General features: G+C 35.6%; 20 protein-coding genes. 9 read left to right on the forward strand and 11 right to left on the reverse strand.

The genetic code is table 11. The features are described from left to right. Positions 1-196 precede the first annotated feature (196 nt). On the forward strand, positions 197-1771 hold the full coding sequence (gene nadB, locus AC4PG5_RS10295) for an L-aspartate oxidase (RefSeq protein ID WP_492028800.1): 1575 nt from the start codon (positions 197-199) through the stop codon (positions 1769-1771). 75 nt (positions 1772-1846) lie between these two features. Here nadB and rbr read toward each other — a convergent pair whose 3' ends face one another. Then, positions 1847-2425: a rubrerythrin gene (rbr, locus tag AC4PG5_RS10300; RefSeq protein ID WP_492028801.1), complete on the reverse strand. Its 579-nt coding sequence runs from the start codon at positions 2423-2425 to the stop codon at positions 1847-1849. Positions 2426-2648: 223 nt separating this feature from the next. Between rbr and AC4PG5_RS10305 the strand changes: the two genes are divergently transcribed. Continuing rightward, positions 2649-4325 (forward strand): SulP family inorganic anion transporter, encoded by a 1677-nt coding sequence (locus tag AC4PG5_RS10305; RefSeq protein WP_492028802.1) that lies wholly within the window; start codon positions 2649-2651, stop codon positions 4323-4325. 84 nt (positions 4326-4409) lie between these two features. Here AC4PG5_RS10305 and AC4PG5_RS10310 read toward each other — a convergent pair whose 3' ends face one another. Both AC4PG5_RS10310 and AC4PG5_RS10315 read right to left on the reverse strand, forming a co-directional pair. Then, positions 4410-5183 carry a radical SAM protein gene (locus AC4PG5_RS10310; protein ID WP_492028803.1) on the reverse strand — a complete coding sequence of 258 codons (774 nt, stop codon included), beginning with the start codon at positions 5181-5183 and terminating at the stop codon, positions 4410-4412. Between the two features lie 32 nt (positions 5184-5215). Further along, positions 5216-7195, reverse strand: coding sequence for a helix-hairpin-helix domain-containing protein (locus AC4PG5_RS10315; protein WP_492028804.1), 1980 nt, complete (start codon positions 7193-7195; stop codon positions 5216-5218). A 152-nt stretch (positions 7196-7347) separates the two neighbouring features. Here AC4PG5_RS10315 and AC4PG5_RS10320 point away from each other — a divergent pair, with 152 nt between their 5' ends. Then, positions 7348-7950: a DUF4294 domain-containing protein gene (locus AC4PG5_RS10320; protein WP_492028805.1), complete on the forward strand. Its 603-nt coding sequence runs from the start codon at positions 7348-7350 to the stop codon at positions 7948-7950. An 86-nt stretch (positions 7951-8036) separates the two neighbouring features. Here the strand turns inward: AC4PG5_RS10320 and AC4PG5_RS10325 are convergent, their stop codons facing one another. Continuing rightward, positions 8037-8564, reverse strand: coding sequence for an RNA methyltransferase (locus tag AC4PG5_RS10325; protein ID WP_492028806.1), 528 nt, complete (start codon positions 8562-8564; stop codon positions 8037-8039). 467 nt (positions 8565-9031) lie between these two features. Here AC4PG5_RS10325 and nadA point away from each other — a divergent pair, with 467 nt between their 5' ends. From nadA to cysC, 4 genes are all read left to right on the forward strand, one after another. After that, positions 9032-9964 carry a quinolinate synthase NadA gene (nadA, locus tag AC4PG5_RS10330; RefSeq protein ID WP_492028807.1) on the forward strand — a complete coding sequence of 311 codons (933 nt, stop codon included), beginning with the start codon at positions 9032-9034 and terminating at the stop codon, positions 9962-9964. A gap of 473 nt (positions 9965-10437) precedes the next feature. Continuing rightward, positions 10438-11313 carry a sulfite exporter TauE/SafE family protein gene (locus AC4PG5_RS10335; protein WP_492028808.1) on the forward strand — a complete coding sequence of 292 codons (876 nt, stop codon included), beginning with the start codon at positions 10438-10440 and terminating at the stop codon, positions 11311-11313. Positions 11314-11319: 6 nt separating this feature from the next. Next, positions 11320-12225: a sulfate adenylyltransferase subunit CysD gene (cysD, locus tag AC4PG5_RS10340; protein WP_492028809.1), complete on the forward strand. Its 906-nt coding sequence runs from the start codon at positions 11320-11322 to the stop codon at positions 12223-12225. Positions 12226-12237: 12 nt separating this feature from the next. Next, entirely contained in the window at positions 12238-14154 is a 1917-nt protein-coding gene (cysC, locus tag AC4PG5_RS10345; RefSeq protein ID WP_492028810.1) for an adenylyl-sulfate kinase, read from the forward strand. On the opposite strand, the gene AC4PG5_RS10350 is transcribed toward cysC, so the two are convergent. From AC4PG5_RS10350 to AC4PG5_RS10370, 5 genes are read right to left on the reverse strand one after another with little or no spacing between them, the layout of a single operon-like run. Further along, positions 14141-14485: a lasso peptide biosynthesis B2 protein gene (locus tag AC4PG5_RS10350; protein ID WP_492028811.1), complete on the reverse strand. Its 345-nt coding sequence runs from the start codon at positions 14483-14485 to the stop codon at positions 14141-14143. The two genes, cysC and AC4PG5_RS10350, sit on opposite strands and share 14 nt — an antisense overlap. Before the next feature lie 55 nt (positions 14486-14540). Beyond that, positions 14541-14816, reverse strand: coding sequence for a PqqD family protein (locus tag AC4PG5_RS10355; RefSeq protein WP_492028812.1), 276 nt, complete (start codon positions 14814-14816; stop codon positions 14541-14543). A gap of 6 nt (positions 14817-14822) precedes the next feature. Then, entirely contained in the window at positions 14823-15674 is an 852-nt protein-coding gene (locus AC4PG5_RS10360; RefSeq protein ID WP_492028813.1) for a sulfotransferase domain-containing protein, read from the reverse strand. After that, a complete protein-coding gene (locus AC4PG5_RS10365) occupies positions 15671-16513 on the reverse strand; it encodes a hypothetical protein (protein WP_492028814.1) in 843 nt (280 codons plus the stop codon). The genes AC4PG5_RS10360 and AC4PG5_RS10365 overlap by 4 nt, the downstream gene beginning before the upstream one ends. Then, a complete protein-coding gene (locus AC4PG5_RS10370) occupies positions 16513-16638 on the reverse strand; it encodes a hypothetical protein (RefSeq protein WP_492028815.1) in 126 nt (41 codons plus the stop codon). The genes AC4PG5_RS10365 and AC4PG5_RS10370 overlap by 1 nt, the downstream gene beginning before the upstream one ends. A gap of 125 nt (positions 16639-16763) precedes the next feature. Between AC4PG5_RS10370 and AC4PG5_RS10375 the strand changes: the two genes are divergently transcribed. Together AC4PG5_RS10375 and AC4PG5_RS10380 are read left to right on the forward strand one after the other, a co-directional pair. Beyond that, the gene (locus AC4PG5_RS10375) at positions 16764-17804 is read left to right on the forward strand and encodes a nucleotidyltransferase family protein (protein WP_492028816.1); all 1041 of its coding nucleotides are present in this window, start codon (positions 16764-16766) and stop codon (positions 17802-17804) included. Beyond that, a complete protein-coding gene (locus AC4PG5_RS10380) occupies positions 17794-19506 on the forward strand; it encodes an ATP-binding cassette domain-containing protein (RefSeq protein ID WP_492030742.1) in 1713 nt (570 codons plus the stop codon). Before AC4PG5_RS10375 ends, AC4PG5_RS10380 begins: the two co-directional genes overlap by 11 nt. Positions 19507-19558: 52 nt before the next feature. Here AC4PG5_RS10380 and AC4PG5_RS10385 read toward each other — a convergent pair whose 3' ends face one another. Then, on the reverse strand, positions 19559-20143 hold the full coding sequence (locus AC4PG5_RS10385) for a non-canonical purine NTP diphosphatase (protein ID WP_492028817.1): 585 nt from the start codon (positions 20141-20143) through the stop codon (positions 19559-19561). 2 nt (positions 20144-20145) lie between these two features. Next, entirely contained in the window at positions 20146-21063 is a 918-nt protein-coding gene (locus AC4PG5_RS10390; RefSeq protein ID WP_492028818.1) for a YitT family protein, read from the reverse strand. Between the last annotated feature and the right edge of the window lie 7 nt (positions 21064-21070).

A 21070-nucleotide genomic window follows, 5' to 3' on the forward strand; every position in this document is an offset into this window, starting at 1 on the left:
GGACGTTTTCTGATGCATACTCATCAAAAAACAGAAGACTGAGAAACGATTTCTCTATCTCATCATCAGAAACGAAAACGCCCGATTCTCAGTACTTATTTTGGTGTGCAAGGTAATAATTTTATCAATTAATGACAATCAAATGCACAACGAAGTCACTTATTTTGTAGTTTTGCGACGAGAAACAATTAGCGTTATGATCAAAAAATTTGATTTTCTTGTGATCGGCTCAGGAATAGCCGGTATGAGCTTCGCTCTCAAAGTTGCACACAAAGGGACAGTGGCCCTGATTTGCAAAAGTGGATTAGAGGAAGCCAATACCTATTTCGCTCAAGGTGGAGTAGCTTCGGTGACCAATCTGCTGGTCGATAATTTTGAGAAACACATTGAGGATACCATGATTGCGGGCGACTGGATCAGCGACAGAGATGCGGTTGAGAAAGTGATTCGCGAGGCTCCGGAGCAGATAAAAGCCCTGATTAACTGGGGAGTAAACTTCGACAAAAATGAGAAAGGGGAGTTTGATCTTCATCGAGAAGGCGGACATTCCGAGTTTCGTATTCTACATCATAAAGATAATACCGGAGCTGAGATCCAGGACAGCTTGATCCAAGCGGTTCAAAAACATCCCAATATCACCGTTATTGAAAATCATTTTGCGGTGGAAATACTCACCCAACACCATCTGGGCGTTACCGTAACCCGGCAGACCCCCGACATTAAGTGTTATGGTGCCTATATCCTAGACCCCTCTAATGGCAAAGTCGATACCTATCTGGCCAAAGTCACGTTAATGGCAACCGGTGGAGTCGGTGCGGTATATCAGACGACCACCAACCCATTAGTGGCTACAGGAGACGGAATAGCAATGGTTTATCGCGCTAAAGGTACCGTGAAGGATATGGAATTTGTTCAGTTCCACCCGACGGCTCTCTATCATCCGGGCGATCGTCCGTCATTCCTAATCACCGAAGCCATGCGCGGTTATGGTGGGGTGCTCCGCACCCTTGACGGTCAGGAGTTCATGCAGAAATACGATCCACGTCTCTCATTAGCCCCCAGAGACATTGTCGCTAGGGCGATTGACAATGAGATGAAGAACCGTGGGGATGAGCATGTTTATCTCGATGTTACCCATAAAAATGCGGAAGAGACCAAGAAACATTTTCCGAATATATACGAGAAGTGCTTGAGCTTGGGGATCGATATTACGAAGGAGTATATTCCGGTGGCTCCGGCTGCCCACTATCTGTGTGGTGGAATTAAAGTCGACCTTGATGCTCAATCTTCCATCGAACGCCTCTATGCCATAGGAGAATGTGCTTGTACCGGTTTGCATGGCGGCAACCGATTGGCTTCAAATTCATTGATTGAAGCCGTTGTATATGCAGATGCAGCCGCAAAACATAGCTTGAAAGCCATCGATCAATATACGTATAATGAAAACATTCCGGAATGGAACGATGAAGGAACACGTTCGCCGGAAGAGATGGTATTGGTGACCCAAAGCATGAAAGAGGTGAATCAGATCATGAGTAGTTATGTCGGCATTGTCCGAAGCGACTTGCGACTTAAACGGGCTTGGGATCGTCTGGATATCTTGTATGAAGAGACCGAAAGTTTATTTAAACGGAGTGTGGCCTCAAAAGAGATTTGCGAGTTACGCAACATGATTAATGTGGGATACCTCATCATGCGTCAAGCCATGGAACGAAAGGAAAGCAGAGGGTTACACTATACCATAGACTACCCCCACTCTACTAAAAAATAGACCATGATCAGATTATAACTAACAAATGCCCGAGATCGACTGATCTCGGGCATTTGTTGTCTTTAGAACCTCCTTTTAGAAATTCTGCTTCATCACTTCAAAATGAGCTTGTGGATGGAGACAAGCCGGACAAACCGTAGGAGCTTCCTTGCCAACATGCACATAACCACAGTTACGACACTGCCAGATCACTTCACCCTCTTTAGCAAAGACCGAAGCATTTTCGATGTTGTTCACAAAAGCACGATACCGTTCTTCGTGAGCCTTCTCTGCAATCGCAATATTTCTATACATGGCAGCGATAGAATGGAAACCCTCTTGATCGGCAACGTCTGCAAAGTGAGGATAATCTAAAGACCACTCTTCATGCTCACCTTCAGCTGCTGCCAAAAGATTCTCCAAAGTCGACCCGATCACTCCGGCAGGATAAGTGGCTGTTATTTCAACCATACCGCCTTCTAGAAACTTAAACATTCGTTTCGCGTGTTCTTTCTCTTGTTCGGCTGTTTCCATAAAAATGGCCGAGATCTGTTCGTAACCTTCTTTCTTAGCTGCGCTAGCAAAATAAGTGTAACGCATTCTTGCTTGTGATTCACCGGCAAATGAAGTCAGCAGATTCTTCTCTGTCTGAGTTCCTTTAATACTTTTAGTCATAATTAAGAGAATATAATAGTTAAAAAAATGATCTAACTTTATTTACAAAAATACTTTTTTCGTGGAGAATAACCGAAAAAAAGCGATTAAGAATATCCATCTCCCAATAGATAAAATCAATAACAAGCAAATAACCTGCCACAAAACATGCTTTGTGCTTTTTTATTTGTAATTTTGCAATCTCTACATTGCAGAATAACATATAAAAGATTGATATAACAACATGAAACTTTTCGAATTCAAACCCAAGCTCATTTCTTGTTTAACAAACTATTCAAGAGATCTGTTTATTTCAGATGTAATGGCGGGAGTAATCGTCGGTATAGTTGCCCTACCACTAGCCATCGCCTTTGGAATTGCGTCCGGAGTATCACCAGAAAAAGGTATTATCACTGCTATTATTGCAGGATTTATCATCTCTTTACTCGGAGGAAGTAAAATCCAAATTGGTGGACCGACCGGAGCATTCATTGTAATTATTTATGGTATCATCCAACAATATGGCGAATCCGGATTGATAGCAGCCACCTTAATGGCCGGAGTCATACTGATACTTCTCGGAATATTCAAGTTGGGAGCCGTCATCAAATTTATACCCTATCCTATCGTTGTGGGATTTACAAGTGGTATTGCCGTCACTATTTTTACAACCCAAATCGCCGACATCTTTGGATTATCTTTCGGAGGTGAAAAGGTTCCGGGAGATTTTATAGGCAAATGGATGATCTACTTTCAGCACTTTGATACGATTAATTGGTGGAATACCATCATCAGTTTAGCGAGTATTGGGATTATCATCATCACTCCTAAGTTTCTAAAAAAGATTCCGGGATCATTAATTTCAATCATTGTCATCACCATCGTTGTCTATTTAATGAAACAATATGGCGGGATCGACAGCATACCGACTATTGGTGATCGTTTTACAATTCAATCACAAATACCGGAAGCTGCATTTCCGGCCCTGGATTGGGAAGCCATTAGAAACTTATTCCCGGTAGCAGTTACCATCGCCGTGCTCGGAGCTATTGAGTCGTTATTATCCGCTACCGTTGCCGATGGTGTAATTGGGGACCGCCACAACTCTAACACGGAACTTATTGCTCAAGGAGTAGCCAACATAGCCACTCCATTATTTGGTGGTATCCCTGCCACAGGAGCTATTGCGCGTACAATGACTAATATTAATAATGGTGGTAAAACTCCTGTTGCAGGAATTATTCATGCAATCGTACTTTTACTCATCCTATTATTCTTGATGCCACTGGCACAATACATTCCGATGGCTTGCTTAGCCGGAATATTGGTGATTGTATCTTATAATATGAGTGGCTGGAGAGTGTTCCATGCTCTACTTAAAAGTCCGAAGTCGGATGTTGCTGTCCTACTCATCACTTTTTCCTTAACCGTCATCTTCGACTTAACGATAGCCATAGAGGTTGGACTTGTGATTGCTTGCTTACTCTTTATGAGACGTGTCATGGAGACGACAGAAATTTCAGTGATCAAAAATCAATTACGGTTCGATCAAGAAACAGATATGGTAACTAGCGAGGAGCATCTTTCTATTCCTAAGGATGTAGAAGTCTACGAAATAAACGGCCCTTATTTCTTTGGAATTGCCACGAAATTTGAAGAAACCATGGCAATCTTAAACGATCGCCCTAAGACGCGCATCATCCGCATGCGGCATGTTCCTTTCATTGACTCGACCGGTATTCACAACTTAACGACCTTGTGCCAGATGTCGAAAAAGGAGAAGATAAATGTTATCCTATCCGGAGTTAACAGCAAAGTGCATGAGACATTAGAAAAATCGGGCTTTTACAATATTTTGGACGAGAAAGATATCTGTCCGAATATAAATGAAGCGCTCAAACGAGCACAGGAGTTAGTTTAAACTATCTTTTCAAACCTATTATATATTTGAATCCCATTTCAGTCGCAGGATTGAAATGGGATTTTTTTTATCTTGGTAGCCTTCCTAATATGAAGCTGAAGCTTGGATACCTTCTTGTTCCAACAATCGGACAATCCGATCAAGATCCGCGTGAGTGGCTTTTTCAAGATGACGCCCCGGAGTCTCACGGTCAATCGTATAGATCATGACTTGTTGAGGAGCAATCTCTTTTATTCTACTGATCCAAGGCAACACATATTTATCCGTCGTATTGTCGACAGACTGTCCATCGAATGTGCCCTTCATAAACATGGTTTGAATAATGCACTTACCATTAAACTCTTTGATATAATCAATTATTTTATCCACATCATACGACCCGACAGGTCTATCCACCATTTTAATGTAGTCTAAGTCGACCGTATCCAGCTTGAGTATATTATTATCAACCTTCTTTAAAGCTTCAATCACCGCTCGACGATGCAAAAAGGTTGAATTACTCAACACACTAACCTTAGCTTCCGGAAAATATTTATTTCGAAGTTCTATCGTATCCTCTATAATCAGATCAAAAGAGGGATGTGCAGTCGGCTCCCCATTACCGGCAAAAGTCAGAACATTAGGAGCCGTTCCGTCAACTCTCATCTCTTTCAGTTTCTTTTCTAAAGCAGTGTAAACCTCTTCTCGTGTTGGCAAAGCCTGACGAGTACGGTGATCGTGATTAAAGCCGCATTCGCAATAAATACAATCGAACGAACAGAGTTTACCATCTCCGGGCAATAGGTTTATTCCCAAAGATATTCCTAAACGGCGTGAATGAATGGGTCCAAAAATGGGCGAAGGAAATGTAACAGACATAATTTTTTGTTTTTATTGTATTCAAAGATAACTCAAAATTTTATACGAAGCTGCATCTGAAGTTCCGCTTTTTTATTTCCGTTAATTAAATCGCGACCAACGCCAATGGAGCGACGATCATCATAAATGGTTTGACCAATCTTGGCTGCAAACATCCAATGTTTATTCAAGTCCCATCTGACCACAGCAGTCCATCTTATTCCTCTTCCGGAAGAAGAAGGTATAGACCATTGATATAATAACCCCGGTTCAAAAGCGTATATCCTCGTGTCGTAATCATCGGTATTAAAATAGGCAAATTGTCCTTTCATATTTAAAGGTAATCTTGCAAATTGATACGATAATCTTTGGGTGATCATACAACCTTGCTTAAAAGAATCTCGCTGATCAGAAAAACAGTTCCAATTAATGAGCGTACGCAACTCCAACTCATGTAGTAAAGAATAATCAAACTGTCCTCTCAACTGATGATGGTATGTAGGTGAGGTTATTTTTTCTTTTTCTAAAGTACAATTTCTCTCTTTTTTCTTAAATCGATATTTCAGATCAATTCCAATTCTCTTTGATACATAGTAATGTAATTTTACTATTGCATCATTTCCTTTTGAGGGTTTATTAATGTATGCTTTTTTCCAAGGAAAAGCAAAGCAATCAACAGCAACAAAAACGTGTATATTTCTTAAAGGATCACATTCTAAAGCCAAATACCAGCCGTTTTCATTCTGTATATTTCCTCCTTCACTGAAAGAATGAGCAAACCATCCCCAATAATTATAAGCATAATAACGATGTAAAATCATCAATTCCCATCCACTTATCGCAGAGTACTTCATCAAATTCAGGGTTGCTATTCCTTCTTTTCCACAAGCCAATTCTCCACGTAAAGAAAGACGGCGAAAACGATAATTGTAATTTGCTCCCAAGTTATAAAAGTTACGTCCACGAAGATTATATCGCGAATAATCTCTGATAGCGGGGGCATAAGGAGCGTTAAACCAATAATAAATGCCAGTCAGCCCCACCCCTACTTTATTCCTCTTAAATCCACAATGAAAACCTAATAATTGTAAACGAGCTTTCTCTTTATGATCCATCTCACTCAAGGTACGATGAAGTCCGGTCTTTGATATAGAAATTATATTACAATTATCAATTGTAGCATCTAACAGCCGATTGGAATAAAAACTTGACAGATCTATTTTTGAAGTTAGCTGATAAGAAGTCGCTATTCCCGAATGATAATTATACTCATCTGTTGAAGCGTGTTTATTGATCCCTTCCTTTTTCAAATCAAAAAAAGTCAGCGGCATTCCCTTCTCATTGAAAAAACAATTTCCTATAACTAATCCTTGGCCGAAAGCTAACTTATAATTTCCCAAACAAAGACTTTTTAATCGCCCCACATTTTGGATCAACAAATGGAAAGAGTTATAATCAAATCCACTCCTATTAACCATCTTCCCAAACGGTTCACCTTTATCTTTCTCAGCCGTCCATCCTAAGTAAAGATGGTCAGAATATCTAAAATGATATTTAAATGAGTTATAAACAGGTGAACCATAATAAGAATGTTGATAACCTTTCGATAGATAAAATGGTAGATCACAACGAATTAATAAATCATTCTTTCCATATTTAAATGCACTTTTAAACAAGCTTTTCAACTTTATCGACCGATCATTGTTAATAAGTTCAACACACACAAAAGGTGCTAACCGATCGATTGTCGCTCGATCCATCTCTTCAACCAGTTGCAACTCATAAATGGTTTTCATTCCATGATGAATATAGATGTAGGCCAACAAGCATTCTATTTGTTTATTCGTTAAAAACGAAAATTTTTCCAATTCTCCACGGGAAGCTGTGTTTAAATTAAGTGGCTTATCTATATATGTACTCCATTCATTTAACTCATCTAATTCATCAACAACGTTATCAACAGGTTCATTTTCTATAATCTCCTCTAAAAGGCTTTCATTTGGCTCTTGAGCGTTACATATAAAAGTTATCAACAGACTGTTTATAAAACTTATAAACTTTAAAGAATAGATATGTTTCATTGTATTAGATCCCCATTTTGTAAGGATATATACAAATATAATTTAAATTGGTTAATGAGGCAAGAAAAGAAAAAGAATACAAATAATAATATTACTTTTGTAGTATGAATAGAACTATTAACATCTCTATTACTACCCTGTTGATAACTATAAATTCGTTATATTGTCATGCACAGGAAAAACAGTCAAGCTCCAGCTATTTGGTTCCTGTCTGTTCGTATAATGGAGATACTATTCCTTATGTCGATCTACCAACCGTTTATATCTTTAAACCTTTAGCATTCAAATCAGATAAAGAACGGATAGAATATTATCGGCTGATTAGAAATGTGAAAAAGGTCTATCCAATAGCACGTGAAGTTAATCTTGCTATTATTGAGACCTATGAATATATGCAAACCTTACCTAATGAGAAGGAACGAAAGAAACATATTAAACGGGTTGAAAAAGGATTGAAAGAACAATATACTTCGCGTCTAAAAAAACTATCTTTCTCACAAGGTAAGTTATTAATCAAACTCATTGATAGACAAAGTAATCAAAGCTCATACGAATTAGTAAAGGCATTTATGGGACCTTTCAAAGCGGGCTTTTACCAAGCCTTTGCCTCTCTGTTTGGTGCTTCATTAAAAAAGACGTACGATCCAACAGGCGAAGATAAGTTAACAGAACGTGTTGTTATATTAGTCGAAAATGGTCAGTTATAACCTCTTGGTTGAACACGATAAACATTTATCAAACAGTCTGTTAACACCTATAAATACACCTTATCAACAACGTTATTAACAACCCCCTATTTTAGTTTATTAAATAAATCCCAAATAACAATACCGGCAGTGACAGAAACATTTAAAGAATGTTTTGTTCCATATTGTGGTATTTCAATACATCCATCCGAATGGTCAATAACTTCCTGTTTAACCCCTTTCACTTCATTTCCCATAATGATAGCATATTTATTTTGTCGATCAAGCTCTAATTGATTCAACATCACACTTCCTTCAGCTTGTTCCACAGAATAAACGGTATAACCTTCTGTCTTTAAAGACTCAACAGCAGCCATTGTATCAGAAAACCATTTCCAATTCACACTATATTCTGCTCCTAAAGCTGTCTTATGTATTTCTGCATTAGGTGGCGTTGCCGTTATTCCACATAAATAAATACTTTCAACTTTAAAAGCATCTGCTGTACGAAACACTGATCCTATATTATGCAAACTTCTAATATCATCCAAAACTATAATTAAAGGAGTCTTCTCAACGTTTTTAAAGTCCTCTGTACTAATACGATTAAGCTCTGTTATTTTTAATTTACGCATATCTTTTCTATTTAAAGGCAAAGGTAGTTTATTTCTGTTTAAAGAGTAGTTAATAACCGTTGAAAACTTGTCGATACAGCAGGTATATCATTTTATAAAAAAAACTTGTTTTATTGGAAAATGTCATTAAGAGCATTCAGATATGAAGAATAAAAATATAATAACCCCTATTTACCACCTATTCATCAACGCACTTTTAACCTATTTTCTATTATAGAATAAGCATAAAGTTTTTAACTTTGCATTTTATAAACTAGTAGTGAATAAAATAATCTATTTTCAATCTATTTATTGATTTCTAATGGAATAAATGAGATTGACATTGTTTATAATAACGCTAATAAGATTAAACAAAATACTAATATCTTAGAAAGCAAAAAATACTAAAATTATTTTCAAACCATATTAACCGACTATTATTACTAACATAGTTCTTCTTTAAAAAGAAAACATATATAAATAATATTATGAGTGAATTAATAAAAGCTATCAATAAACTGAAGAAGGAAAATAATGCAGTTATATTGGCTCATTACTACCAGGTAGGAGAAATACAAGATATTGCTGATTTCGTTGGCGACAGTTTGGCACTTGCACAATGGGCAGCTCAAACAACAGCTGATATTATTGTTGTATGTGGTGTTCATTTCATGGGTGAAACAGCTAAAATTATTTGTCCTGATAAAAAAGTATTGGTACCGGACTTAAATGCAGGCTGTTCCTTGGCTGATAGTTGTCCGGCTGACCAGTTTACTCAATTTGTTAAAGATCATCCCGGATATACCGTTATTTCGTATGTTAACACAACTGCAGCAGTTAAAGCAGTGACTGATGTTGTAGTGACGTCGACTAACGCTAAACAAATAGTGGAAACTTTTCCGAAGGATGAAAAAATAATTTTTGGTCCGGATCGAAATTTGGGAAATTATATTAATTCGATCACCGGTCGTAAGATGTTGCTTTGGGATGGGGCTTGCCATGTGCATGAACAATTTTCGGTGGAAAAAATAGTTGATTTAAAGAAGCAATATCCTGAAGCTATTGTCTTGGCTCACCCTGAATGTAAGAGTGTGGTGTTAAAGTTGGCAGATGTTGTGGGATCTACGGCTGCATTATTGAAATATGCGGTGGAACATCCTGAGAAAACATTTATTGTAGCTACAGAGTCTGGAATTTTGCATGAGATGCGTAAGAAATGTCCAACGACATTGTTTATACCGGCTCCTCCTAATGATAGTACATGTGCTTGTAATGAATGTAGTTTTATGCGTTTGAACACTATAGAGAAGCTTTATGAGTGTTTAAAAAATGAATCTCCTGAAATAACCGTTGATCCTGAGATTAGTAAAAAGGCATTAAATCCGATCCGTAAAATGCTTGAAATCTCTTCTAAACTTTAAGGCTAATCATTTCAAGTTGATTAACCACAATAATCTAAAAAAGGCACTTAGTATAAATGTGAGTTATACTAAGTGCCTTTTTACATTATTAATATAGTTATTAACTGATTAATATTTTGATTTTCAAAGTCCTATCGTATTTATAAAGATGTTTATTCACCGATTTATTTTCGATGTAATTACTTTTTTTTGAAATCGTTGTTAGTGTATTCTATTTTAATAGAGTGAATTATTTCCTTCATATTCTATTTTGTATCTATTTCTATGCTTAGTGCTGATTAACGACAGTTTGTGTTGTTTTTCTAATAATTCCACATCTTTTTTTTAAATATTTATTATGCTTAAAAATTAAATATTTATTGGATAGATAAAAATAACTAATAAAAAAGTTAGGTAGATGAACTTTTAGTAATAAAAAAGGTTGTAATTTTAGAGATATTTCACAACATAAACTTTATTGACCAGATAATACTATGAATGCAAAGAAAACGTCGTTGATATGGATCGCTCTTTTACTTCTAAATTGCATTATCATCTTCTTTTTATTTTTTGATATAAAAACATTCTATGTACCTCATTCTTTTTTATTAATTATTCTTTTTTTTGCTTCAGCTTTTTGTGAATATATCGATAGTTCTTTAGGAATGGGTTATGGAACAACCTTTACTCCGTTTGTTTTAACCTTAGGTCTTGCTCGTGTAGAAATAGTTCCGATTGTTTTACTTTCTGAATTATTTTCCGGACTATTTGCCGGACTAAAGCATCATCAAGAGGGCAATGTTGATCTATTAAGAAATAAACAAATTAAATTTGCTTTAATTTGCCTGATTATACCTTCTATTATCGGAGTTGTTAGTGCTATTTTATTTAGTAACTACTTAAAAATAATAGATCAAAAATATGTTAATTTATATATTGCCATCATGGTAATGATGATTGGTTTATATATTATTTATCGTTTCTATTTTAAAAATAATAGAAAGACTTCATTTAATCATTCTAAATTATTATTGTTAGGTGTTGTTGCTGCTTTTAATAAAGGAGTATCTGGTGGTGGATATGGTCCTTTATTAACAAGTGGACAGATCTTGTCAGGTATATCCCAAAAAGAGGCTGTTGCAATAACATCCTTTTGTGAGGCTTTTACTTGTTTAATTGGAATTATCGTTTTTTTTACTCTTGGTGGAACTATTAATATAAATTATTTAGTTCCAATTTGTTTAGGTTCTTTACTTAGTGTTGTTCCTGCTGTTAAAACGATTCGGCTCATATCTGATGAGTTACTCGGACGAACTATTGGTTGGGCGACACTTTTATTAGGAAGTTTGACTCTTTTAAAATTTTTGTAAAAAAGTATGGATTATAAATTTACACATTTAAGACAATTAGAAGCTGAAGCCATTTATATCATTCGTGAAGTTGCTGCAACTTTCGAACATCCGGTTATGCTTTATTCTATAGGTAAGGATTCGTCTGTTATGTTAAGATTGGCTCAAAAAGCATTTTATCCTAATCCGATTCCTTTTCCATTAATGCATATTGATACTACTTGGAAATTTGGAGAAATGATTCGATTTCGTGAACAGATGAAAAGTGAAATTGGATTTAATTTGATTGTTTTTACTAATCCTATTGGTTTAAGTCAATCTATTAATCCTTTTGATGATGGATCGGAGATGCATACGCGTATCATGAAAACCGATGCTTTGAAAATGGCATTAGATACTTATAAATTTGATGCTGCTTTTGGTGGTGCTCGTCGAGATGAAGAAAAATCGAGAGCCAAGGAAAGAATTTTTAGTCTTAGAGATGAATTTCATCAATGGAATCCACAGGATCAACGTCCTGAATTATGGAACATTTATAATACATATATTGATAAGAAAGAATCGATTCGTGTTTTTCCACTTTCAAATTGGACGGAATTGGATATTTGGAGATATATTCAATTAGAAAACATTCCTATTGTATCGCTTTATTTTTCTAAAATTCGACCGGTTGTTGAGAGGGATGGTATGCTGATTATGGTTGATGATGAACGAATGAAATTGAGGGAAGGAGAAAAAATAGAATTTAAAAAAGTACGTTTTCGTACTTTAGGGTGTTATCCATTAACAGGCGCGATAGAGTCGAATGCTGAATCGATCGATGAAATTGTAAGAGAAATGTTACTGGTTAATACATCTGAACGTCAAGGGCGTGTGATTGATTTTGACTGCAAGGCTAGTATGGAGGAAAAAAAACGCGAAGGGTATTTTTAAATGAATTGATTCATGAAGAGAGCTGTTATTGATTATATTGTTAGAGAGCAGGATTTTATCATTCAAGATTTATCTGCTTATTTGAAGCGACATGAAGAAAAAGAGATGTTGCGATTATTGGTTGCGGGTAGTGTTGATGATGGTAAATCGACTTTAATTGGTCGTTTGTTATATGATTCTCATTTAATTTATAAAGATCATTTAGAATCTATTTATGAAGATTCTAAAGTGTTTAATACTACTCAAAATGAAATTGATTTATCATTGTTGACCGATGGCTTACGAGCTGAACGTGAGCAAGGAATAACAATTGATGTTGCTTATCGCTATTTTTCTACAGAAAAAAAGGCTTTTATTATTTGTGATGCTCCAGGACATGAACAATATACACGTAACATGGCAACCGGGGCTTCTCAATGTGATGCGGCTCTTATTTTAGTTGATGCTGAAAATGGGGTAAAAAAACAAACTCGAAGACATAGTCTCATTGCAACAATTATGGGAATTAGAACGATTATAGTGGTGATCAATAAGATGGATAAAGTGAACTATAATCAAAGGGTTTACGATAAAATTTGTCAGGAGTACCTTTCTTTTTCAAAAAAGATAAATGCCACTTCCATTTATTTTATACCAATTTCGGCTTTAACAGGGGAGAATGTGGTTCATTCAACCCAAGAGATGCTTTGGTATAGGGGACTTCCTCTGTTAAGCCATTTGGAAAGCATTACATTGGATAAGAAATTGAATAAAGATGATTTTTGTTTCCCCGTACAATATGTTCTTCGTTCTAATTCATTTTTTAGAGGTTATGCGGGGAGTGTTGTTTCCGGAAGTGTTAGGCGAGGGGATGAGGTGATGGTTCTTCCTTCAAAGAGAAAGACTAAAATTAAATCAATAGAAGGATATAAAGAATCTATTGATGAAGCCTTTGTTTCTATGCCTATTGTATTAACGATGGAAGAGGAGTTGGATATCATGCGTGGATCAGTATTGGTGAAGCAAGGTTATAATCCATTAATGAATCATATTTTGAAATCGAAGATTGTTTGGATGAATGATTCTCCTTTACGGGAGGGGAAAGAGTATTTGTTGAAAAGCAATACTCAGTGTATTCCTGTACAGATTAAACGTGTTTTATATAAATATGATCTTAATGAGTTAACTCATTTGGCGACCGATAATTTATCTTTAAACGACATTGGAGAGGTAGAATTGATCTTGAAACAGGTTCTGGTTTATGATTCTTTTGAAAAGAATAGAACAATGGGGGCGTTTGTGTTAATTGACAGAAATAGTCATTCTACGAGTGGTGCCGGCATTGTTTTGGAACCATCTGACCGTAAAATAGGGAGTGGGGATTTAGTTTCTTCAACCGATCGTTCGGAAAATAAACAAAGCTTTACTACGATTTGGTTAACAGGACTTAGCGGAGCAGGTAAATCGACCATATCGCGTTTACTTGAAAAAAAATTGCGAGAGAGAGGCATTCAGAATTATGTATTAGATGGTGATGAATTAAGGAATGGGTTAAATTCAGATCTTGGTTTTTCTCCTGAAGATCGTTCGGAAAATATTCGTAGGGCAGCTGAGGTGGCCAAAATGATGAATAATGCCGGATTAATGGTTATTGCCGCCTTTATATCTCCTTATGAATCGGATCGACAAATGGCTGCTCAAATTATCGGTAATGGTTTTCTTGAAGTTTACGTTGACGCTGACATTGAAGTTTGTAAACAGAGGGATCCTAAGGGCTTGTATCGGAAATTTTTATTAGGAGCGTTCACTGGGATGACGGGTATAGATGCACCGTATGAGATACCACAAACGCCCTTGTTACATTTAGATACTACAATTTTATCCCCTGATGAATCAGCAGAGTATATTTTAAATTATCTATTTAAGGAAAAACAATTTATTGGAAAGTAAATTCTTGATGGTTATCTGTCCAGCTTTGGGTAATATAAAAGTCGCCAACAGTTAACCAAGCATGAGCTTCAAGTTGTTTCGCATGAACAAATCTAACTCCAAAATGCATCGTGGAAGCTATCCCTCTTTTTTCGACCATCTTTCTGGCAGCTAAGGAGATCACAAGGCATTTGTTTTTCCACACAGCCAATAGATTTGCTCTATAAATGGCTGTGCGTATTTCTTTTAATAAGGCGTCGTCGGGAGGCTGATTTGAAAATTCTCTTTTCTTATTTTTCTTTATACAATATTTGAACGAAAAGAAACAAAGTAATATTTTGTAGTAAAACATCCAAAGAGAGGCTTCAAAAAAGAGTTGCCTCTCTCTCGAATTGATTTTAAAGATCTTATATATTTTCTTCACGCTTTTCTATAATACCCAATAAGATGGCTTTATTAATAAAAGAACTGACTTCTTTATAGCAAACTTCTTCGCTGACTTGGTATTCAGAGAGTAATCTATTTATGATTTCATCTAAAGTGAGAGGCGTTTCCAATAATTCCCATATTTTTCTTCCAAGACTATTTAGTCCAAAGTATTTTCCTCTTTCGATGTCCATAATAATTTGGTTGTCATCCAGTTGTCCTTCTACTAATTCTGATTTTTTATATATTTTTTCCATGCTTTTTTATAAGGTTAATTTCCCGTTTGTATCCATGTAATTCAGTTCTCTCATAGCTATTTGATTCGTTTTAATAATCGTTTCCACTTGTTCTTCAGATAGGTATTTCTGATAATTGCAAATGGTTCCTTTCCAGAAAAAATGTTTGCACTTTTGTGTTCTTTCACTAAATCCTTGAGTATTTTCCATTTCTTTCAATAAATTAAAATCACTATTCGAAATGGCCTTTTTTAAGCGATCTTCATCATAATCGAGTTGTAAGAATTGAATAATACCTTTGAATGTCGATATCGGTTGACGCTTCATATCTTCATATCTTACTAGATGTATCGGAATATTGGTTTGATTGTTCCAGCTCATATAATGCTCTTGCCAAGATAAAAGCTTTTGTCTGAGTTGGCCTGTTTTTTTTCCCGCAATAGTTGCATTTTCATCATTTATCAACTGAACCGTTTTTTCAACGTTTGAAGAGTTGTAATTAGCGTAAGAGATGCATACGTCTAGAGGGTTACGTACAAAGTAAACAGCTCCGATGCTAATATCTTTAGGAAAAAGAGCTACTTTTTGATCATTATAAGTATAGGCATCATGTGTTTTCTTGTAAATGATGTCGTTACTATTATTTGATAGCATCCGATATAGTTCCGGGCGATATAAATCCACTTCATCAGGTGTAAGTTCAAAAGGGTTGAGCCCGATAAATTCTTCAAAATCTAAAGCACTGCTCGATATCGCTGTTTCTTTAATCTCGTTTAAAGGTAATGGATCCGATGCATTAGCAAGGTAATTTGCCAAAAACATACGAAACCATGTATTTCCGGATTTAGGATATGAGACTAACCAAAAAATATTTTTCATTTGAGGATGTGTTGGCGAATATATTCCATTGTAGTTAATGCATGACTTAATTTGGGTCTATAAACCACAATAACGTTTAATGAATTGCCTATTTTAATTAATTCTTGAAAATATTTTTTTTCCGTTTGAGGCATGCCTTTTAGGTAGATTCTTCGATAAATGTTTTTTCTGAGAAGCTCGAATTTATCTACACCGCTAGGAATTTCGGTTTTAAATTTATCTTCATTGTGTGTCTTTAAGATGATAATCGTATGTAAAGGTTGATCGGATATTTGATTATTTTTTTCAAACGACTCAATATAATATTTTTCCAACAACGGTCTGATTTTTGTTGTTTTCTCATTTTGTAGTTGCAATAGATTTATCGCATCATCCCATAATTTTATCCTTGTTTTTAAACGAAGAATATGTATATCCCGATTAATTATTTGTATTGGAGTGATATCGTCGTTGATTAATAAGCCTTCATTTTTGCAAAAAGCAGCTACAACAGACGATTTCCCTACTCCCGAATGTCCGCAGATCATGAAAGATTTTCCGTGATAGCTAAACGAACTCCCGTGAAAAGGGATAACGTCTTCTTTTTGATGTAATACAGCTCCTAAAATAGAACCACTAAGGAAGAGTTGTATAGAATCATGGTCGGCATTGTATTCTGGATATATAAGGATATTACTCCCATTCTTTACCTTATATGATGCCACATTCTCAATCCTTAGACTTAGTTCATGTTCGTTAATGAGAAGTCTTTCCGTTTTGAATATAGACTTTTCAATAGATTCAAATGGCTGGTTAACTATTTGAATGTCAGTTTCATCTAGAGGAAAGGAATAATTCATTAGCTCGGTCCTACGCCAGTAGTGTAAGATTCATCAGCATGATAAACTTTTGAAGTTTTTTCTATATCCAAATCAATGATTTCCGGAGTGATCCATTCTAGCTTTTGTTTGGTTCTTTCTTCCATAATATTTCTTTTAAAGTTAATAATTGGTTAAAAATAGTAATTTAATTCTTTAAAATGCTCTATTTTTTTATTTTTAAAACAAAAAAACATACGATTTGTTTGTTAATTAATTATAATTGCTCAATATGGAAAATAAAGATCTTTCAAAAGAGATAAATTATACTCGTCAATATTTATATGATCGTCACCGTTTGAGTCATCAGCAAATAGATCGGTGGTTTAATTCGAGTAGCGGTAGTTCTTTTTTGGCAGAAAAAGTTGAGTTATTGGATCGAGTTAAAAAATTTCTTTTTGTAACCGATCTGCTTTCAAAAAACAATGTTTCATACGTCTCAATCAAAGGTCCGCTTTTGTCTTATAAACTATATGGTGATGCTTCTGTCCGTTTCTCTCATGATATTGATCTACTTATTGATTTGAAAGATCTTAGTTTGGCTTTAGTTCAACTAGAAGAGAATGGATTTCATTTTCTAGAAAGTGGGGTATGGCCTAAAAAGAAGAATAAACAAGAATGGGTTAAAAAACATTTGCATCATGTGGTTTTGTATAATAAAGAGATAAAATTCTGTGTTGAATTACATTGGACGTTGTTACAACAAGTACCCATAAAACAGGAACAGCTTTTAAAAGTTGTTCGTCAAAACCTAAGTTCTGTAACTGTATTTAATAGAACCTTTATGATTTTGAACCCAGAACTTGAACTACTTTATTTGATGCTTCATGGGGCCAAACATGCTTGGGGAAGATTGAAATGGTTGGTTGATATCAATGAGTATCCTTTATCTGATATAGATGTAGAGCGATTTAATGATTTGGTTCATTTGTTTAAAGCAGAAAGAGTGGTTGCGCAGACTAATGCCTTGTTGATTATTTATTTTAAAAAAAATATTTCCTTTGCTCCATCTATAACCCCTCCTCATTTTATAATTTCATATCCTCAAAAATTTATAAATAAGCTGGATATTGTGAATCTAACGGTTAGAGATTTGTTGATAGGGAGATATTATATGCTCCTGTTATTCCCACAATGGTCGTATAAAATAGAAAGTATCAGTGGACTGTTGGTCCGACAAGGTGATTTGGAAAATCGAAATTTACCGATGTTTATGTATTATTTTTATAGACCCTATAGTTTTATTAAGAGGAGATTACTACGTGTTAAATAATAAATTTATTTTATACAGCTTTAATTTGTTTTTTCGTTATCATCCGATCAAACTTATTATTTTATTTATTGTAACTATACTTCAATCGTTAAGTCAAGGAGTATCCATCGTTTTGTTAATTCCATTGTTGGCTCTTTTAGATCCGAAGATGAATGGAGGTTTGGATAATAAGTGGGCTAAATTTTTTAGTCAACTGACAGAGGTATGTGGCTTAACCATTACTCTTTCTACTGTTTTATTTTTCTTTTTAGGTTTGCTCCTTTGGGTTGTGGTGCTCAATTATTGGCAATCTGTCTTGCAATCTTCCTATCAACAAGGGTTCTCTTACGAAATACGGCAACGGCTTTTTAGTAAAATAATAAATAGTGAATGGCGTTTTTTTAATAAAAGGAGTAAACATAGTCATATACAAATCCTTACGACAGAGGTTCCTAAAATGGCTACTTATTATAGTTTTTATTTGGGGTTGATAACTAAAACGTTATTTATTTTATCGCATTTGGTTATTGCTTGTTTTCTTTCCATCTGGTTCACTTTATTTGTATTGGTGTTGAGTGCCGTGATTTTGTTTGTGTTGCGAAGTTATTTTAAAAAGTCCGGACGTTTAGGGCGTGCTAATATTGTCGTGTTTAAAGATGTGTTGAAACGTATTGACGACTTCTGGGGTACAATTAAAGTGGCTAAGGTGCATCATTCTGAAGAGTATTATTTGAAAAAGTTTAATGAATCTAACTTGAAGATGATTGGCTTTCAAAATAAATTGGTTTATAACAGAGCCATTTCCACATTGTGGTTTATGCTCTTAGGAATCTTATCCTTGATTGGGATGATTTATGTGGCATATACTTATTTTCATTTGTCTTTTTCACTGTTATTAATATTGATTTTATTGTTTAGTCGAATCTTCCCTCAGTTTGTTAGTCTGAATAATGACCTAAATCTGTTGTGTGCCAATGCCGCTTCGGTTGAATTAATCTTTGATCTTGATCTTGATTTAGACTCGATGCAGTCTATAAAGGATATGGAGTGGGAGACAGATGAGGTGAATTTGGAAAAAGAAATCGTTGTAAGTCATCTAAATTTTGGATATGATCATCCTTTATTTGTTGATTTTAATATGGCGATACCGGCTAATCGAATCACCGGGATATTAGGAAATTCAGGTAGTGGTAAGACAACTTTGATTGATATTTTAGCTGGTCTGCAACCTCCTGAATCGGGTACGATTACAGTAGACGATTATCTGTTGACTGATAAAAAATGGGCGGCATGGAGAAAGAAGATGGGGTATTTGCCTCAAGATTCTTTTTTCATCGATGGAAGTATCAGAGAGAACATACTTTGGGATACAGTTTATCCTTTTGTGGACCGTGAAATAGAAGAGGTGTTGAGGTCAGTTAATGCTTATGATTTAATTATGAGGCAGAAGGATGGCTTGGATACGGTTATTTCTAATTATCAATTTCATTTTTCTGGAGGTGAACGTCAGCGATTGGCATTGGCAAGGGTTTTGTTACGAAAACCTCAGCTACTGCTACTTGATGAAGCGACTTCCTCTCTTGATGCTGAAAATGAACAGATCATAGTTGACTGCTTAACTCATCTAAAAGAAGAGGTAACTATTGTTTTTGTTACGCATCATCGCTATCTACAATCTTTTTTTGATGCAGTAATCGATTTGGATGAATATAAACGGAGTTAAGTGTATATACAGATTAAACAAAGGGGCCGTCATTAACAGCCCCTTTGTTTAATTATAATTCACGAAGATATTTACAGAGTTTATTTACTGCAATAGAGCGATGACTGATTTTATTTTTGATGTCTTCACCTAGCTCGGCAAAAGTTTCGTGATAGCCATCGGGTTGGAAGATCGGGTCATATCCGAATCCAGAATGACCTTGTTTTTCTTTGGTAATTTCTCCTTCAATAATTCCTTCAAAAAAGAGTTCTTTGCCGTCCATAATTAAAGAAATAACGGTTCGGAATCGTGCCTTTCGATTGGTTTTATTATTGAGGTTGTCCAAAAGCTTCTGCATATTGGCTTCTGAGTCGTGGTTATCTCCGGCGTAGCGCGCAGAATAAACACCAGGTTCGCCATTTAAAGCTTCTACTTCTAGTCCCGTATCATCAGCAAAACAATCGATCTGAAAGTTTTTATAAACAAACGAAGATTTTAAGGATGCATTTTCCTCAAGGGTTATCCCCGTTTCGTCTATATCGGTATTACAGTTTATATCTTTCAAGCTTAAAAGATCAATTTGATCTCCTAAAATGTCGCTCACTTCCTGTAGTTTGTGTGCGTTATTGGTTGCAAACACAAGTTTACGCTTTGCCATTCTTACTTGACTTTAAGTTGATCGAATCCTTCGCCATAGACACCTATAACCGAACTTTGTGAAATGAAAGCATTGGGATCAATGTTTTTGATCAGTCGAAAAATAGTCAAAGATTGTCTCTTTTTTGCTAATACGATTAATACTTTTACTTCATTTTTGCTATACCATCCTGTACCATCGAGAACTGTTACTCCTCGATGCGTGTCTTTAATGATTTTATCAGCTATTTCATCGTATTTTTGAGAAAATACGAGAAATTGAACCGATTGACGTGCACTATTTATGATCCAGTCAAGTACGACACCGATGATAAATAAGGTGACAAAACCAAAGATGACCCGTCGCAAGTCATGGAAAATGAAATAACACGATCCGATGATAAATACGTCGCAAATCATGATCATTCGCCCTAGAGAGACATCTCTATATTTGTTGACTATCGCTGCGATAATATCTGTTCCTCCAGTACTTCCATTGTAGTTAAAAACAATGCCTAGTCCGATACCACACATGGCGGCACCAATGATACATGCCATGAAGTCTTGACCAACTCCTAGCAATAGGGGGCGTCCATCGGGAGTGACATCAGGTACTGTTGCATAGGTATTGACCAATAGTTGCAAAGACCAAAGCAGAAAAGTCATCATAAAGATGGCATACGTCGTTTTTATGCTAAACTTGGGGCCTAATATTCTAATGGCAAAAGTCATTAAAACGGCATTTATGATAAAATACGACCATTGGATCGGGAAGCCGGTAGCATAGTATATGATCGCTCCGATACCGGTAACTCCTCCGGTGGTGATCTGGTAGGGCAGTAAAAAAGCAGCCCAACCTAAAGAATAACTGATCAATCCGAGAGTAATGTAAAAGTAGTCTTTTACCTCCCTCATCACTTTAGCCTTTTCTAATGTTTGCATGAATTAT

Source organism: Bacteroides sp. QWL-09 (assembly GCF_058683585.1).

What these genes read in the sequence shown, in the direction of transcription:
- AC4PG5_RS10355 (WP_492028812.1), bottom strand. Translation starts at nt 14,816, where the DNA reads ATGGAAAAAATATATAAAAAATCAGAATTAGTAGAAGGACAACTGGAT.
- AC4PG5_RS10370 (WP_492028815.1), bottom strand. Translation starts at nt 16,638, where the DNA reads ATGGAAGAAAGAACCAAACAAAAGCTAGAATGGATCACTCCGGAAATC.
- AC4PG5_RS10360 (WP_492028813.1), bottom strand. Translation starts at nt 15,674, where the DNA reads ATGAAAAATATTTTTTGGTTAGTCTCATATCCTAAATCCGGAAATACA.
- cysD (WP_492028809.1), top strand. Translation starts at nt 11,320, where the DNA reads ATGGATTATAAATTTACACATTTAAGACAATTAGAAGCTGAAGCCATT.
- AC4PG5_RS10305 (WP_492028802.1), top strand. Translation starts at nt 2,649, where the DNA reads ATGAAACTTTTCGAATTCAAACCCAAGCTCATTTCTTGTTTAACAAAC.
- cysC (WP_492028810.1), top strand. Translation starts at nt 12,238, where the DNA reads ATGAAGAGAGCTGTTATTGATTATATTGTTAGAGAGCAGGATTTTATC.
- AC4PG5_RS10325 (WP_492028806.1), bottom strand. Translation starts at nt 8,564, where the DNA reads ATGCGTAAATTAAAAATAACAGAGCTTAATCGTATTAGTACAGAGGAC.
- AC4PG5_RS10350 (WP_492028811.1), bottom strand. Translation starts at nt 14,485, where the DNA reads ATGTTTTACTACAAAATATTACTTTGTTTCTTTTCGTTCAAATATTGT.
- AC4PG5_RS10375 (WP_492028816.1), top strand. Translation starts at nt 16,764, where the DNA reads ATGGAAAATAAAGATCTTTCAAAAGAGATAAATTATACTCGTCAATAT.
- AC4PG5_RS10335 (WP_492028808.1), top strand. Translation starts at nt 10,438, where the DNA reads ATGAATGCAAAGAAAACGTCGTTGATATGGATCGCTCTTTTACTTCTA.
- nadB (WP_492028800.1), top strand. Translation starts at nt 197, where the DNA reads ATGATCAAAAAATTTGATTTTCTTGTGATCGGCTCAGGAATAGCCGGT.
- AC4PG5_RS10385 (WP_492028817.1), bottom strand. Translation starts at nt 20,143, where the DNA reads ATGGCAAAGCGTAAACTTGTGTTTGCAACCAATAACGCACACAAACTA.
- AC4PG5_RS10320 (WP_492028805.1), top strand. Translation starts at nt 7,348, where the DNA reads ATGAATAGAACTATTAACATCTCTATTACTACCCTGTTGATAACTATA.
- AC4PG5_RS10310 (WP_492028803.1), bottom strand. Translation starts at nt 5,183, where the DNA reads ATGTCTGTTACATTTCCTTCGCCCATTTTTGGACCCATTCATTCACGC.
- AC4PG5_RS10365 (WP_492028814.1), bottom strand. Translation starts at nt 16,513, where the DNA reads ATGAATTATTCCTTTCCTCTAGATGAAACTGACATTCAAATAGTTAAC.
- AC4PG5_RS10390 (WP_492028818.1), bottom strand. Translation starts at nt 21,063, where the DNA reads ATGCAAACATTAGAAAAGGCTAAAGTGATGAGGGAGGTAAAAGACTAC.
- nadA (WP_492028807.1), top strand. Translation starts at nt 9,032, where the DNA reads ATGAGTGAATTAATAAAAGCTATCAATAAACTGAAGAAGGAAAATAAT.
- rbr (WP_492028801.1), bottom strand. Translation starts at nt 2,425, where the DNA reads ATGACTAAAAGTATTAAAGGAACTCAGACAGAGAAGAATCTGCTGACT.